The 16389-nt window shown below is 51.4% G+C and carries 14 protein-coding genes; all 14 read right to left on the reverse strand.

Going from position 1 to position 16389, the window contains the following annotated elements; genetic code table 11:
• Positions 1-134 precede the first annotated feature (134 nt).
• Complete coding sequence (locus tag MKX70_RS22410) at positions 135-1262, reverse strand: NAD(P)/FAD-dependent oxidoreductase (RefSeq protein ID WP_042236395.1); 1128 nt, start codon at positions 1260-1262, stop codon at positions 135-137.
• A gap of 18 nt (positions 1263-1280) precedes the next feature.
• Entirely contained in the window at positions 1281-2039 is a 759-nt protein-coding gene (locus MKX70_RS22415; protein WP_081956528.1) for an alpha/beta fold hydrolase, read from the reverse strand.
• A 178-nt stretch (positions 2040-2217) separates the two neighbouring features.
• Positions 2218-2649, reverse strand: coding sequence for a cupin domain-containing protein (locus MKX70_RS22420; RefSeq protein ID WP_042236393.1), 432 nt, complete (start codon positions 2647-2649; stop codon positions 2218-2220).
• 3 nt (positions 2650-2652) lie between these two features.
• The gene (locus MKX70_RS22425) at positions 2653-3534 is read right to left on the reverse strand and encodes an amidohydrolase family protein (protein WP_042236391.1); all 882 of its coding nucleotides are present in this window, start codon (positions 3532-3534) and stop codon (positions 2653-2655) included.
• Between the two features lie 20 nt (positions 3535-3554).
• Positions 3555-6677, reverse strand: a complete 3123-nt coding sequence (locus MKX70_RS22430; protein ID WP_340840766.1) for a GNAT family N-acetyltransferase — start codon at positions 6675-6677, stop codon at positions 3555-3557.
• Between the two features lie 193 nt (positions 6678-6870).
• Entirely contained in the window at positions 6871-7365 is a 495-nt protein-coding gene (locus MKX70_RS22435; RefSeq protein ID WP_340840767.1) for a DedA family protein, read from the reverse strand.
• A 6-nt stretch (positions 7366-7371) separates the two neighbouring features.
• Positions 7372-7896: a CDP-diacylglycerol--serine O-phosphatidyltransferase gene (gene pssA / locus MKX70_RS22440; protein ID WP_042236385.1), complete on the reverse strand. Its 525-nt coding sequence runs from the start codon at positions 7894-7896 to the stop codon at positions 7372-7374.
• A gap of 57 nt (positions 7897-7953) precedes the next feature.
• Positions 7954-9708: a sensor histidine kinase gene (locus MKX70_RS22445; protein WP_042236383.1), complete on the reverse strand. Its 1755-nt coding sequence runs from the start codon at positions 9706-9708 to the stop codon at positions 7954-7956.
• The gene (locus MKX70_RS22450) at positions 9705-10385 is read right to left on the reverse strand and encodes a response regulator transcription factor (protein ID WP_042236381.1); all 681 of its coding nucleotides are present in this window, start codon (positions 10383-10385) and stop codon (positions 9705-9707) included. Before MKX70_RS22450 ends, MKX70_RS22445 begins: the two co-directional genes overlap by 4 nt.
• Before the next feature lie 149 nt (positions 10386-10534).
• Complete coding sequence (locus tag MKX70_RS22455) at positions 10535-12379, reverse strand: ABC transporter ATP-binding protein (RefSeq protein ID WP_340840768.1); 1845 nt, start codon at positions 12377-12379, stop codon at positions 10535-10537.
• Positions 12363-14108 carry an ABC transporter ATP-binding protein gene (locus MKX70_RS22460; RefSeq protein WP_340840769.1) on the reverse strand — a complete coding sequence of 582 codons (1746 nt, stop codon included), beginning with the start codon at positions 14106-14108 and terminating at the stop codon, positions 12363-12365. Before MKX70_RS22460 ends, MKX70_RS22455 begins: the two co-directional genes overlap by 17 nt.
• 31 nt (positions 14109-14139) lie before the next feature.
• Positions 14140-14625, reverse strand: coding sequence for a nitroreductase family protein (locus MKX70_RS22465; RefSeq protein WP_340786254.1), 486 nt, complete (start codon positions 14623-14625; stop codon positions 14140-14142).
• A gap of 130 nt (positions 14626-14755) precedes the next feature.
• Positions 14756-15700, reverse strand: coding sequence for a ketopantoate reductase family protein (locus MKX70_RS22470; protein WP_340786257.1), 945 nt, complete (start codon positions 15698-15700; stop codon positions 14756-14758).
• Positions 15701-15978: 278 nt separating this feature from the next.
• On the reverse strand, positions 15979-16305 hold the full coding sequence (locus MKX70_RS22475; RefSeq protein ID WP_042236375.1) for a hypothetical protein: 327 nt from the start codon (positions 16303-16305) through the stop codon (positions 15979-15981).
• Positions 16306-16389: the final 84 nt, after the last annotated feature.

Consider the following 16389-nt stretch of genomic DNA (forward strand, 5'->3'; position numbering starts at 1 on the left):
CCACCCTTCCTATTAAATCATATATGTTTAGTATGGATTGTATTATGGATTACACATCTTCTCCTGTCAAACAAAAGTTCATTTGAGCGTCAGGAATGAATCTAATCCTTCCATTGCAGGAAATGAATTCGTAATCATCTGCTCTCCATCGCCGCTTGAAGGTCATAAGCGCTAATATCCATATCGGTCTCTCTGCCTAATGCCAGCTTCGCCAGCTGGCTGCCAATAAACGGGCCCATCGTGAGTCCGGAAGCTCCCAGTCCATTGGCTGCGAGCAGCCCCTTCCATCCAGGGACAGTACCTAAGACCGGGAGGAAGCCTGGTGTAAACGGGCGGAACCCTACCCTCACTTCTCCCAAAGTGCTGTTTGCCAGCTCAGGTGCCACGTCCAGCCCCTTATTCAGAATCTCCTGCATCCCGCCAGCGGTTACTCTGGTATTATATCCTTCTACATTATTCTCATGAGTTGCCCCAATTACAATATGCTGCTGGTCAAAAGCGAGCAGATATTGATCACTCGGCGGGATGACTACCGGCCATGCTTCCGTCACCTGATGACCGGAAACCTGCAAGTGTAGGATTTGCCCTTTTTGGTAACTGACTTTGAAATCAATGCCAAGCGGCTGGAGCAGCGGGTTCGCCCATGCGCCTGCGCATACAATAACTTCATCCGCCGGGTAATACTCCGCATCTACTGTAATCCCGGTCACCCGGTCTGGCCCATATTGAAGCGCCGCATCTCCGGTAATTCTGGTGGCACCCTGCTGCTGCGCAGCGTGAAGTAACGCATCCCGCAGGGCACGTCCATCTACCCGTGCAGCCCCGCTGATATGAACAGAGGCATACCCTTCAGCAAGCAACGGGAACCGTTCACGGGTTTCTTCAGCCGTAAGCCGCGTAATTTCTCCGATTTCCGGTGCATCTGCCCGCCGCAGACGCGCCCGCTCTTCTATTTTATCCAGCTTGCCTGCATCCGTATGAATACTTAGCGCACCTACCCGGGCATAGCCCGTATGGGTTTCGCCTCCATGCTCAAGTTCGGCGATCAGCTGAGGATAGAATCGTGCACCAGCCTTTGCCAGCCGGTACCAGATCTGATTGCGCCGCTGGGATAGCCAGGGACAGATGATGCCTGCGGCCGCATCCGTGGCTTGTCCTTGATCTTTACGGTCGACAATCAGCACCTCTGCCCCCATTTTTGTCAGCTGGTAAGCTGTAGAAGCCCCGAGAATCCCTGCTCCAATTACGATGACTTTCTTCATAAGCTATGTACAGCCCTTTCACTTGAGGTTAGAATTCTGTGCGAGAAATTCAAGGATCGTATCGTTCACCAGCACCGGCTGTTCTCTTCCCATATGCGGCCGGTGGCCGGCACCAGGGACGATCAGGCATTGTGATCCTTTGATCAGCGAGACTAGCTGAATGATCTTATCCGCTGCAGCGTATGTATCGTGCTCTCCTGCAATGATTAGAACCGGACAGCTGATACTGCTTAACTGTGCTACGCTCAGGTCCGGGTATCTACGCCAATCATTAGCAGATTGACGCATGAATTCCTGCCAGTTCCCTTGATGCGCTTCTTCATGCCTCTCTTTCATCTGACGGATGATGCCATGTTGCCCAAGCTCCAGCAGACGCTCCGGCTCAAATTCCTCCGCTCCGGCAGGATCGAAGAATCCGCCCGTTCCTATTGTCGTCAGTGTAGCAACTCTTGCCGGATTATTCACCGCGAGGTATAGCCCGACATTGCCACCCATGCTGTAACCGATCAGATGCGCTTTTTCAATATTCATGCAATCCATGAAGGCTATGATATCATCTGCCAGCTGAGGTGTAGACCATTCAAGGCTTTCGCACCTGGTTCTGCCATGTCCGCGGAAATCAGGGAAATAGCAGGTATATCTATTTTGGAAGTCCAGAATTTGACTAGAGAAGGCTAATAACCCACGTGAGTAACTGCTGTGCAGAAAAATAATCGGCTCTCCGGTACCCATTTTTTCATAAAACAATTCCAGATCTTTAACTTTCACATGAGGCATGATGCTTACCCTCCATCTGTAGGAAATTATTATATTTCGGCAAGTATGACCCTTAATAGCTTAGCACAGGTTGCCTAATCAAGCATCAGGCGGGAGTAAACCCTGGCCCCAACCCATTTCACGCAAAAACAAAAAGAACAGCGATCCCCCGGTTAGAGGAGGATCACTGTTCTTAGTTTCACAAGGATAAAAGTACTTCCGAAGAGAGGTGTTGTGTCCGGCTATCCAGCTCCGGGGAGGCGTGCCAGTCATTGTCCTCTGATATGCCGTATTTAATCGTATGGATGACTGCCTCGGAGGACAAATAAATATTATGATGCACGAAAGGCGCAAACGAGACAGTCTCTCCTTCCCGTAATACGCGAAGCTTGAATTCTTCTTCTTTCAGTTCCGCATACACCATCCAGCCGGACTGTACGACGTAGATCTCAGAGACGGACCTATGATAATGACTGCTCTGCCAGGCACCTTTCTCAGAGGCTACCGTCCGGCAATAGGAGCTTCCGTCTGCTGAGCAGATTAATCTGAATCTGCGCTCACCGCTATCCATAAGATCATGTCTGGTTTCAATGCCATACTTATAAGCATCTTCGTCAGAGATTCTGTGCATCGTTTACGCCTCCGCCAAATCTAGTTCTCTAATCCGCTCTTCCAGCTTAGGGAACACGCGGAGCGCATTATTATAGAATACATCCTCCCAGTGTGCTTCCGGGATCAGATGCTTCACGAATGTAATGTAGGCATCCAGCGGAACCAGCGGCCAGTCGGTACCGAAGACGAGCCGGTCATATTTCTCGGCGAATACAATCGCCCGGCGGAAATGATCGGTGTAGGTCTGCTCGGTCAGCAGACGGTCCACCTTCGCCTGATCTCCGACGATCCAGCCCGACAGGTCGGTATAGAGATTCGGATTCTTCTCCAAAAGCGCCGCTGTGTCCATAACCCAGGGATCGCCCAGATGGCAGAGCATAAAGGTAATGTCCCGGTGCTTCAGGAACGTCTCTTCCATAGACAGCGGATGCGAATATTTGAGCAGTCCCCGGTCAGAGTAAGTAAGCCCTCCATGAATAACGACCGGCAGTCTGTAAGCAGAGGCCAGCTTGTAGACCGGATCATAGATCTCATCCCCCACATTGAAGTGGTAATAGCCGGCATAGAGCTTGATTCCAACGACATCCTTCTGTTGCAGCGATTGTTCCAGCGCCTCCAGCTGCCCGTCCAGATGGAGAGTCAGCGGATTAATTCCGGCACAGGTAAACAAATTGTCAGGAAGTGTCCCGCTAAGATCAAGCAGCATGGGATTAAGCGCTTCGGAATCCGGAAAGCTACCTGCGGCCGTCTCCGTTACGCCCATACCGACTCCGGCGACAACACCGGAGCGGCGGAACTCCTCCAGGAGTCCTTTGCCGGTATAATCGATATGCGCTAAAGTCCGGGCTGTCTCGTGAAAGGTATCAATATTCGAATAATGCACATGTGCGTCAATGATTTTCATGGGTGCTTCCTTTCTTCAGCTCATTTGTTGAACCGGATTGTCAGCAGATCGGCGTAGGCCTGCTCAGGAACCTTCAGATCCGAGATAAGATAGAATTGAGGCTTGCTGAACCGCTCTTCCCCGTCTTGAAGATACAGCGGGTCTATGGCATAAGACAGTGCCGCATGAGTGTTGGCCATGAAGGCTGTAGAAGTAAGATCCTTTGCAGTAACTAGAGTCAGGCGCTGTTTACGTTCTGTGGAGCCCACCTGAAGGATTCCGTTAGTACTTCTAACCCCCAGCTGGACTCTTCCTGCCTTATACACAATCTCTTCACCACTGCTATTCTTCAGATACCCTCTGCTGTCCTTAAGATCGGCGGCCGCACGGTAATGGGACGAGGTGTCAAGCTCGAGCGGATATAACGGCGTCCCTGTATTCTGTTCAATGTGTACAGTAGAGGCAAGCACAGGTACACCCGGAAGCAGCATGAAATACTGATAAAGGGTTAGCCCTTTATATTTATCATTCTGCTTAATGGTAACGCTCATGCGTATGCCCGACCAGCGGTTACCTTTGTTGTCCGTGAGCTCAGCGAACTCAGCGGTCCGCGGCTCCTCCATGAAGCTGCGTAAGGACATGTCATTGATCGAAGTTAAAATCCCACCCACCCAGGGATTCCACCAGGATTTAGCTATGGGCTGTGGAAAAGAGGAATCCAGCCACTCCTGGCCATGATACTCCAGCGAGAATAATCCCGGAGCAAAATGGCTGCTGGCCTGTATCCGCAGAATTCCGTTGTCTACGGCAAGCACCTGAGACTGCTCAATCTCCAGAGTCTGACGGCGGATAACCTGATCCGACACAGGAAAGACAAGGAAAGCTCTTGAGCTCTCATAAATATCCATATCCAGCTGCAGCGTAAGGAGATCAGGCTCAGAGCCTAATGAACGGGTCAGCGGAAGGCTGATTTCCGAGAGCTTGTGTTCACCTTGTACCGTAACCGAGGTCTCCTCAATGCTGCCTGCACAAGAAGAAACAGTGATCTCGCCGTCCAAATAACTCTTCTTCTGCTCCAGAATGGAGAGTGTAAGCGGACCGCTGATGAACGGGTTACCCTGATTAAGCTTCACTTCCAGCTGTTGTGCAGCATTCAGATCGCGTGTGTTGCTGCATTGCAGTGCGAATGAACGGAAATCCTGCCAGGTGTTCCAGGTCCCCAATGCAATCCGCAGCGGACTTGTCTCCAGCTTGCCTCCAGCCGGAATCCGGCCCAGCGAATGCTCAACGGCGTGCAGCCAAGACTCCTGGATAAGCTCTAATTCTGCCGGCCAGCTGATCCCCCGCGTGATTGCTCCATGGGAAGCGAACATCCAGTTCTCTGTAAACTTTTGCACATCCCAGTAGTCCGGGCTGGAAGCTTCTGCGCCTGATTTCAAATCCAGATACTTGCCGTTATAAGGAATAACGCCTCCCCTAAGACTGAAATCGAAGCTGTCCTTCAAGATCAATTCTTCCTCCTGATCCGTGTCCAGCGGGTTATGAATCCTGAAATGCCGCGAGATGAGCCCATTGCTGTTCAGTTTCACCACCATGGTCAGCAGCATGCCCTTTCTTGCTGTCAGTTCATAGACGGCTTCAAGCACAATGGCTCCAGCATCTGTATCATACTGCACTTCAACAGGCGATACCTTCTTGAACTCATTGGTATAAGGCAGACCGAACTTCGGATAGGGCAGGCTAACGACATTCTTACGTCCGTCATATAGCTTCAGCGTATTGCCGGATTTCTCCAGGACTGCCGAATATCTTCCGCTGCTGATGATCCATTCCTTCTCCGTTTTGCCGCCAAAGGCAGCATCTGCCCCAGGGAAGACCAGGCTCATCTCCTGCTGGAGAATTAATGAAGCGGCCTTCGCAGGACTGCTGCCCCAATTAAGGATCTTCACATGATGATGCCAAATACCGTAGGCTTGCAGCCGCGCTTGTACAGTAACCGTTCTCCGGCCCTTTGCCGGAACTTCGACTTTAAGTGCAGACTGCCGGAAAGAGAGTATAGCATCATCAGGCAGGTCGAAGGCGAACACCGTATCTGCGTTGTATTCATTTTCGACAATCACATCAATCTCAAGCTCTTCGCCTATATAAGCTATTCTGTCCGGCAGCTGCAGCTGTACTTTGACCGGGAACTTGGGTTCAACCCCGAGTTTGAATACGGCGGGCAGGCCATTAATGAGCAGTTCAGCCTCAACAACCGGATGAGTCTGATAGATACTCTGTTCCTCTTCTGCCGGATGGATGAAGAAGCTGCCTTCGATCCGTGCCTCGGATTCAATTTCCTGCGCTTCGTTCAGCTCAAAGCTGATTTGCGGATTGCTTATGCCCTTAATCTCCAGAGCCAACGGCTTTCCGCTTTTATTCACAGCTTCATAGACAATGGGGTATCGGGCTCCGAAAGGCAGCTCATGCCGTTCAGGAATCGTTGCCTGTATCCGGTAATCCTCCGTCTCAATCAGGCGCAGGCCTCGGCCGCTCCGCTCATACTGCATTGTCAGCCGCAGGCCGTCTTTCAGCCATTCATATGTAAAATAGTCAAATCCGTTGTCTCCCTGCCCGTCAGGCTGAACGTTGATTTCGCGGATGCTGTCGTTATACCAGTCGATCTTCCCGAAATAAGACTTCACCGCTCCGGTCTGCAGCACTGAAGGGATAAAATTCATCAGGTGGGTGGTATCGTCCCGTTTCTCCCAGAAAAAGCCGCTTTTCTTGTAGGTAGGAACTGCCTTGACGTTCCCAGCCCAGGTGTACAAATCGAGCCGTGGCCAGCCAAGCCGGATGGTCTCCTCGACAGCTTGTCTCACCAGTCTCTTGCCAACCTTACGTCCATGGAAATCCGGTCTGACATTAAGCAGTGGTATATAAAGCGCGCCTGTATCCTCTTTGTAGTGGGAGAAGCTGCAATATCCGATAACCTCTCCGCCCGCAACGGCCAGAAATACCTTGAGCAGCGTGCTGTTCTCGTGTTCACGGAGCACACTTTCCTCTGTCCGGTAAGTATTATCCCCGCCCCAGCTCTCAAAGCTCCGATTCCACATCTCGGCAATGGATGCGGCATGTTTGGCAGGCACGTATTCTTCAATGACGATGTCTTGTGTTTCCGGCATTACGATATTCCCTCCTCAGATCACTATAGCTTCTCACCTAATGCAATGTACACACACGGCAAAAAGTGGATGTTTTTTACAGTATATAATAGAAGGTTTAACCATAGTAATATCTTCTTTGATTATAAAAGATTATTACCTATAGCTATCATCATACCGTGCCCGCTCCGGTCATTGCAAAAGTATGAACAAGCTATGCAAAGGATAACCTTGCACCCACCAGATACCCGATAGAGACAAACAGAAGCGACCAGATAAATGCACCGGCAACGGTGACAACCAGATATTTCCTGAAAGACATTGCGCTGATCCCGGAGATATAGCTCGTAACATGTCTGAGGCCCGGGACGAAATAAGCGATGAAGACCGTCCAGTTTCCGAACCGGAAGAACCATCGTTTCATACTCGCGAACCGCTTCGGCGTAAGTCCTATCCACTTCCCGTATTTATCCACCACCGGTTGCCCGAGTCTCAGACCGATCGTATAGCTGATCAGCATACCTGTTATGGAGCCGATGAAGCACACCAGCACCGAAACTGAGAAATCAAGCACCATAGTCGAAGACAGATAGCCCACGAACAGCATCAGCAGCTCGTCGGGAACCGGGAGTCCAAGAAGTCCCAGCGCGAGCAGTGCAAATATAGCTATATATCCGTATTGCGAGATCATCTCCATGATCCAGGGCATAAGGCATCACTTCCTGTTGACGTATTTTTTGAACGACGGGAATGGAATCCGGCTTACCATGAGCAGTGACAGCAGTCCCATTACGGCGATGACCAGCTCCGGCTTCATCCGTTCATCCACCAATGTAATCATCGATAAAATAACGCCTGCAGCTGTAATCGGCATCCCAGTGAACCCCTTCGAAGGTGCAGACAGATTAAATCTGGCCAGGCGCAGCGCCCCGCAGATCAGGAAGGTAATCGCAGCAACAGGTCCAAGCCACTGCATATTCTCCAGTCTGTACAACAATATGAGGAAGGTTGGAGCAAGCCCAAAGGAAATAATATCTGCCAGGGAATCCAATTGTTTGCCGAAATCGCTGGTACAATGGAGCATTCTTGCCAGCAATCCGTCCATGACATCACATATTGCCGCGAGCAGTATCATTAATAAGGCGAGATTATAACGTTCTTGAATGGTGAAAAGCAAGGAAACTGATCCAAGTCCCAGGTTTCCCAGTGTGCACATTGAAGGCAGCCAGTTCCATTTCATGCTGTTTCACTCCTTTCTCAAAATATAAGAATTCTTGACAGGTTGTAAGGAGTCCGTTCAGCCTTCAAAGGTCACACTAAAACAGACGCCGTCCGTTGTGTTTATCACTGCATACCGGCAGCCGTGCATATCGAGTATCTGCTTCGTAATCGAAAGCCCGAGTCCGGTTCCTCCTGTCAGACGGCTGCGTGAAGCCTCCGCCCGGTAGAAGCGCTCCCAGATCTGCTCCAGCTGATCTTCGGGGATGTTCTCACCCTTATTGTGTATGTTGAATGAGAGTGATTTCTCATGACCCTCCACAGCTACTGTTATTGTACTATCATGCTCCGCATGTCTGATCGCATTGGTCAGCAGGTTGCTGATTACCTGCTCAATCCATGACACATCTGCATAAAGCGGCCGCTCATTCGCCGGAATAATAACCACATTCAGCTGCTTGTCACCGAGTGAATGGATCAGCTTGTCCGTCACCTTCTCCGTCATTTCACTCAGCATAAAGGAGCTTTTGCGGAGTTTGATGGTCCCGGACTCCAGCTTGGCTAAATCGAGCATATCTTTGACGAGAAACTCCATCTTGTCGGCTTCCTCGATAATGACCTTGATATAATGATCCTGTTTGCCGGCGCTTACCCCATCCTCCAGACCTTCGGCGAATCCCTTGATAATACTGAGCGGAGTCTTCAATTCGTGAGAGGCGCTCGCAAAAAAGTCCTGCTGCATCTGCTCCATTTTCTTCTTCTGCTCCATGTCTTCAACCAGTTGCTGATTCGCCTCACGAAGGTCACCCAGTGCAGCATCCAGACTTTGCGACAAAGTGAACATACTTTTGGACAAGCTGCCCAGCTCATCCTTTTGACGGATCGAAGAATGACCTGTGAAATCCAGCGATACCATCCGTTTCGCGATATTATTGAGCTTAATCAGCGGACGGGTAACCATCTTGGAATAGAACAGGGACAGGACCAGTATCAGAACAAACCCGCCGATCCCCAGATATAAAAAGAACCAGCGCAGCGCTACATTCGAATCCTTAACATCCTGCAGGGAGGTGACCGTAAATAAGAGTTCAATCTCCCCGTCCGCCTGCTTGACCGGAAGAATGATGACTGAATTCCGGATGCCGCTCCAGGGAGCGGTCCACTCCTCTTTCAGTATGTTCAGATTACGGAGCTCTTCATTCTGCTCAAGAGTCAGAGGAAACCAGTCCTCCAAGGCCTCGAAGAGGATGCCCTGCCGCGGATTCCAGACCTTCAGATCCGGTAATACAAGTTCAGTGATTGTCCCGGAAATAGTGCTCATCCCGTCTTCGGGCTCCTCGCCTATCTGCGGTCCGCCTTGCTTTGTAATTGTGAGCGGATAGATCAGATTCCCAGAGTCATTGTCTTCCTCAAGACGTTCTCCCTGGACAGTGACTTGATCATTTTCCTTCAGATTGGCTGCCCTAAGCGTATCCCCGTACTCGTTCATGAACAGGGACATCGGAATTACCTGAATCTTGCCCGCCTCATCCGTCAGCTTCATCCGGAACGGGTCCTCTGACTTCATTCGGCCATCCAGCTTCAGAATGACCATTTGAGTCTTATTGCGCAGCATGAAGCGGACCAGTTCGCGGGACGTACGGCTACGCCCCCAGGATTCTTCCGTATAGCCCGTCCCGAAGCTCTTAAGATGCTTCTCCACCCTGTTCTCCTTCTGGCTCTGGTAGAAGCTGTCGAAGAACAGCAGCTGGCTCAAGATCACCATCCCGTAAAAACATACAAAAAAGATTACAGTCATCACAAACAGCTTAAAGGTAATTCCGCGTCTTCTCATTCCTCAACCTCGAACCTGTACCCTGTACCGATGACCGTACGGATAAACCGGGATTCATAACCCAGCTTGCTGCGCAGTTTCTTGATATGGCTATCCACGACACGGGAGTCTCCCTCAAATTCAATTCCCCAGACCCGGCTGAGGATCGTATCCCGGGAAATCACCATCCCTTTGTTCCGGATCAGCAGCGTTAATAGATCATATTCCTTCGGGGTAAGCTCGACTTCTGCACCCTCTAACTCCAGACGGTGGGCCGGCGTATTGAAGATCGCCGACCCAAACTTCACAATGCCCGAATCCGGCAGATGTGTGCCTTGGGCCCGTTTCATAAGCGCATTTGCCCGGGCCACCAGTACCTTGGGACTGAAGGGCTTGGTTACATAATCATCTGCACCTAATTCAAAGCCGTATATTTTGTCGTCATCTGCAGACTTGGCGGTCAGCAGAATAATGGGGATCGCTGATTGCTTGCGGATTTCCCGGCAGACTTCAAAACCATTCATCTTGGGCATCATGATATCCAGAATCAGCAGATCCGGCAGAAGAGAATCGAACCAGAGGAGCGCATCCTGTCCGTTGTCGGCTTCGCGCACTTCCCAGCCGTTCTGGATGAAATAATCCGATACCAGTTCACGGATACGCAGCTCATCCTCGACGAGCAGCAATTTCTTCTTCAATGTAGTCCCCGCTTTCCCCCCGTTTATACCACTCAGCATAGTCGAGTTGTATGTCCTTTATGTGCCCTGATTCAAATTTTCTAAGAAAAAGAAGCAGCGCATTGCGCTGCCCTCCTGAAATGCAACTATTCAAATGTACTGTTGCTGCCTTAGCCTGCCTGAACCGCATGCTTGAACTGGCTGCTATACAGCTCATGGTACACACCTTTTAGAGCAAGCAGCTGCTCGTGGCTGCCCTGCTCGGCGATCTGACCGCCCTGGATGACGAGAATCCTGTCCGCATCCTGGATCGTGCTTAGCCTATGGGCAATCACAAAGCTGGTCCGGCCCTGCATCAGGGTCCGCATCGCCTGCTGGATATGCATTTCAGTCCGGGTATCCACGCTGCTGGTTGCCTCATCGAGAATAAGGATAGCCGGATCGGCAAGGATGGCACGGGCAATCGTCAACAGCTGGCGCTGGCCGTGGCTGAGCGATGTTCCGTCCGTGCCAAGCATCGTATTGTATCCATGCGGCAATCTTGCGATGAACCCGCTGACGTTAGCCAGGCTTGCGGCCTCTTCAACCTCACTGTCAGTAGCGTCCAGGCGGCCGAACCGGATATTCTCACGAATTGTTCCAGAGAATACATGCGCGTCCTGCAGTACCATACCTAACTGGCTGCGCAGCTCATTTTTGTTCAGTTCGCGGATATCTCTTCCGTCGATCAGCAGCTCTCCGCTGTTCATTTCGTAGAAGCGGGTCAGCAGGTTAACAATAGTAGTCTTCCCTGCCCCGGTCGGGCCGACGAGAGCGATCTTCTCGCCAGGCTTAGCTACGAAGCTTACACCGCTCAGGATCGGAGCATCCGCCTGATAGCCGAAGACGACATCACGGAATATCACTTCCCCGTGCACCCGGGGCAGCTCTTGCGGCTGCTCGCCGATGTACTCCGAAGGCATATCCATCACTTCGAATACACGCTCCGCTCCGGCAATTGCCGACTGGATCAGATTGTACTGGTTCGCAAGCTCGGATATCGGCCGGCTGAACTGCTTGGCGTAGTTCAGCATACTGACAATAACTCCGACTGTAGCCAGGCCTTTGAATGCCATCCATCCGCCCACACTGGCAATCAGCGCGAAATCCAGGTTGTTAATCAGGTTCATGACCGGACCGACCAGCCCGGATACAATCTGCGCCTTAATGCTGACCTTATTAAGTTCACCGCTCATTCCGCGGAACCTTGCCGTTTCAGCTTCTTCTCTGCGGTACTGCTTGATCACCTTCTGGCCGCTGATCGCTTCTTCAATGAAGCCGTTGAGTTCACCCAGATGCTGCTGCTGGTTCTTGAAATAGATCCGGCTGAGGCCTGTAATCTTACGGCTGGCCAGCAGGACCAGCGGGATCGTCACCAAAGCGATAACTGTCAGAGGAACATTAAGCATCAGCATTATGACCAGCGAACCGCTTAATGTGATTAGACTGTTCAGCAGCTGGGTCACACTTTGATTCAATGAGTTCGACACGTTGTCGATGTCATTGGTTGCCCGGCTCATCAGCTCACCATTGGCACGCGTATCGAAGAAGCCTATAGGCAGCTCCTGATATTTAGCGAACAGATCACGCCGCAGCTCGTACACCGTTCTCTGGGACACGGAAGTCATTACGTAGGCCTGCACCCAGGAGACGGCGCTGCCAAGCAGGTAAACACCGCCCAGCATGATACAGAACCGGACGAGCCGCCCATAATCATGGGGAATGATTGCCGAGTCTATCGCTTTTCCGAGCAGATAAGGCCCGATCAGTGCTACTACGGCGTTAAGTATTGTAAATACATAGACCATAATAAGTCCCGTACGCTGACGGTTCAGATAAGACCAGATGCGCTTGATCGTAGCCATGCGGTTCTTCGCGCGAACCTTCGGCACCACAGCTCCTCGTCCGCCGGGAGGCCCCCCGCCGAACCCGCCTGGGCGGACGGGTGCCTGTGTCTGATTAGGATGACTGGACATAAGGTTCCTCCTCTCCCTTCAGCTGCGACTCCCGGATATCCCGGTAAATCTCGCTGCCTGCCATCAGTTGTTTATGGGTGCCCTGGGCAGCAATCCGGCCATTCTCCAGGATCAGGATCCGGTCCGCATCGATGATCGACGATACACGCTGAGCTATCATAACTATGGTGCAGTTCCGCAGCTGAGTCTTCAAAAGCAGACGAATCCGCGCATCCGTTACCGCATCCAGCGCACTGGTGCTGTCGTCCATAATCAGAACTACGGGCTGAATCAGCAGCGCACGCGCGATGGACAGCCGCTGCTTCTGTCCGCCGGACAGATTAACCCCACGCTGCCCGAGCAAGGTGTCATAACCATCCGGCAGTGTATTAATAAACCCATGTGCTTCGGCGGCTATAGCTGCCTGCTCTACCTCTGCATTTGTGGCTTCCGGACGGCCGTAGCGGATATTGTCCCTAATGCTGCCGCTGAACAGCAGCGACTGCTGCATAACGAAGCCGATCCGGCTGCGCAGATGATCAATGCCAATCTGCCGGATGTCTGTTCCGTCAATGGCAATAGCTCCGGACAACACCTCGTAGAACCGTGGAATCAGGCTGACCAGCGTGGATTTGCCGGCACCGGTAGCCCCCAGAATAGCAACTGTCTCGCCGGGGTTCGCAACAAAGCTGATATCTTCCAGCACAAGATTCTCATCTGCCCGGTTATAGGCGAACGAGACTTGGTTGAATTCGATCCGTCCATGCGTAATTACATCACTATTCGCCGAAGGTGCTTCTGTAATCTCGCTTGTGGTTGCGAACACTTCATTCACCCGGTCTCCTGACACCTTAGCCCGTGATACAAACGCGAGCATGTTGCTCAGCATCATCATGGACATCAGCAGCTGGGTTACATAGTTAATGAATGCGATCAGTTCACCCACCGGCAGCTTGCCGCTCCAGTTCTGCAGCCCGCCGAACCAGAGGACGGCAATAATACTTGCGTTCAGGATAGCCATCATCAGAGGCATGTTGAGCGCCATTAGGCGAATGGCTCTAATTCCGGTATTGGTATAGTCTGTGTTAGCGGTATCGAACCGCTTCTGCTCATGTCCCGCGCGGACAAAAGCTTTGATCACGCGGATGCCGGATAGGTTCTCCTGCAGCACATTGCTTACCCCATCCAGCTTCTCCTGCATTCTAGCAAACAAAGGAAAAGATAGACGGATCAGCACGTATAGCAGAATGAACAGCAGCGGGACCGCAGCCAGCAGGATTAGCGCCAGCGACGGACTGATCCGGATCGCCATCACCAGACTGCCGATCAGCAGCAGTGGAGATCGAACAAACATCCGTAATATCATCTGCATGAAAGTCTGCAGCTGTACCACATCATTCGTTAAACGGGTGATCAGTGATCCGGTCTTGAGCCGGTCCAGATTCCGGTTAGAGAAGGTCTGGATATGCTCAAATAGCTTGATCCGCAGATCATTCCCGAAATTCTGTGAAGCGATACTTGAAAAAACAGTACAGCCTACACCGCCGACCATACCTATGATTGCAACCCCAAGCATGATCCCGCCTGTCGAAATAATATGCGGCAGATCATTCATCATCAGGCCCTTGTCCACGATGCTGGCCATCAGTGCCGGCTGCAGCAGGTCCATAACTACCTCAACTACCATTAACAGCGGGGCGAGCACGCACCAGAGTACATACGGCTTCATGAACCCCCTGAGTTTCCACATTCAGGTCACCTTCATCTCATCAGTCGTCCGTTTACGGCAAGTATGTGATTTTATCAGCGATTGGCGTTCTCTGCTTGGCAGCAGGGATTTCCGCCGGATAGCCCACAGCGAGTACAGCTATCACATCATGCTCCTGCGGAACGCCAAGAATCTCACGGCCCCGGACTGAAGCGCCCAGGGACGACCAGAACACACCTGCACCTGCTTCATGGGCAGCCAACATGAAATTCTGGATATAGCAGGAGACGGCCATAACGTTCTCATCGCGTTCCATCTGGCTGGCGGCAGGCTTGGAGAGAATGCCAATTAACAATGGAGCTCCGCCGAAATCTGTCTTATGGTTCAGCGCTGCTCTTGTCTCCGGTCCAATAAACAGCAGCTCCCAGGGCTCGTTCATCCGGTGATTCGGGGCATAGCTTGCCGCCTCCAGCCAAGAGTTCACATCGTTCTCCTGGATTGGCTCCGGTTTGAAGACTTTAATTGTTCTGCGGGTCTGGATGGTATCAATGATTGTCATGGTTTATGTTCACTCCTTCAGTTGTATACATTTGTATACCCTTATTCAGGGAATTGTCAAGCCGCATAACAAAACAACTCATAAAGCTCCGCAGCAGCGGTCTCTTCATGAGTTGTTTCTGGTTAGTTTGTCATTTCTGCTCCAGGGCATATTTCGTGAACGTTTGCTGCTTGAAATCATCCCAGGCCGGAGTAGGCAGACCCGCTTGCTGTTTAAGCGGTTCAAACGCTTGATAAAGTGCGGAAATCTCGCTGAAGGAGCCGTCCACCAGCTTCATGAATGGCAGCTTGTGGACCATTTTCATTCCTTGATAGACCAGCCGTGGATGCCGCTTAACCCCTTTCACGAGTGCTGCCGGATTCGTCTTAATGCCAAGCTTGTCAAGCACACTGAATCCTTCATCTATCAACGCAACGGCTTGTTTCCAGCGGGCGTTATCCTTTGTTGCTTTTGCCAAATCGCCGTTATGAAGATAACTGACTGAAGTGATAGCTACAATTGGAACAATATGGCTCAGCAACCATGCGGTAATATCCTCCGGATAATCAAGCTTGTATTTCGTCTGCCGGAAGGCCTGCGCAAGCTCGGACTTGAAGGGAACCTCCCCTTCCAGGCTGCCCAGCACCATTTGAACACCCATACGAATGCTGATCACACGGCCGTTCTTCTCCCGGATCCCTCCGCTAAGCTGAAACCCGAACACGATATTCTGTGGAATTCGGCTGTTCTCCTTGAAGAACCGCTGCATGCCGTGAGTATCTCCGTTATTGCCGACCAGAACAATATTGGTACTCTGGTTGTCCGCCAGAAGCGGCAGCACCGCCGGGAAGTCATTGTACTTCATCACCACGAAGATCAGATCATAGACATCCTCCGTCCGGAGTCCGGTAATAACCTTCACCTGGTCTACAGTCGTTTTACGCTGAAAATAATGCCGGATCACCAGCCCGTCCTGCTGCAGCTGGGCCGCTCTCTTCGCCCGGGCGAGCACCGTTACGTCATTCCCGCCACGCACCAGCACATGTGCCAAATAACTGCCGAGTACACCTGCTCCAATAACTAATATTCGCATCATTAATCCCCTCTCATCTTCAAACATTTGTTCTTTTCTGAACATCTGTTCATTAGATTATCAGCAGAGGGGATGATGCGCAATTGCCAATGCGGGCATGTCTGTACATTTATGAACATAGTGCAGGTGATTGTCTATTAATAAGCTTGGGCCCAGGCCCAGCGGATCTTCTTCATTCCACAACGCACGCCATAGAGGTGTGCGCGACTGGCCGATGATTGCTTCTCCTACAGGGGCTTTTCTGCGAATGGACCATGACTATCCGTGTGCATTCTTCTGAATTATGAGCGGTAAATTTCCTCACCCAGCTCCTGATTGACCGCCTGGATAAAAGCCCGATGTCCTCCGTCCGGTTCCATTCTGCGGGGCAACGCCCGGGCAAGAATCTGTTCCGGCCCCTTTAGATCGAACTCGAAGCTGTCAACGAGAATCGCCCTGACCTCCTCTGGAGACGCTCCATTAGCGAACCGGTCCGCTGCTTTATATACATCACAGTTCTCATAGCAGCCTTCCTGCTGCAGACCGATCCAGTCGTATCTCTTTTTGATCAGAACCAGTAATGTTGTTATGACCGTGAGCAGACCAATATTTCTAAACATCAGATCCATTTACATTGCCTTCCTTCTTCTGTGTATCACTTCCGCTTCAGCGTACCACTCATGCCATTAATTCAGGGTTAGGGTTTGCTTCAG

It is taken from the genome of Paenibacillus sp. FSL R7-0312 (genome assembly GCF_038004445.1).
GTDB lineage: Bacteria > Bacillota > Bacilli > Paenibacillales > Paenibacillaceae > Paenibacillus_AQ.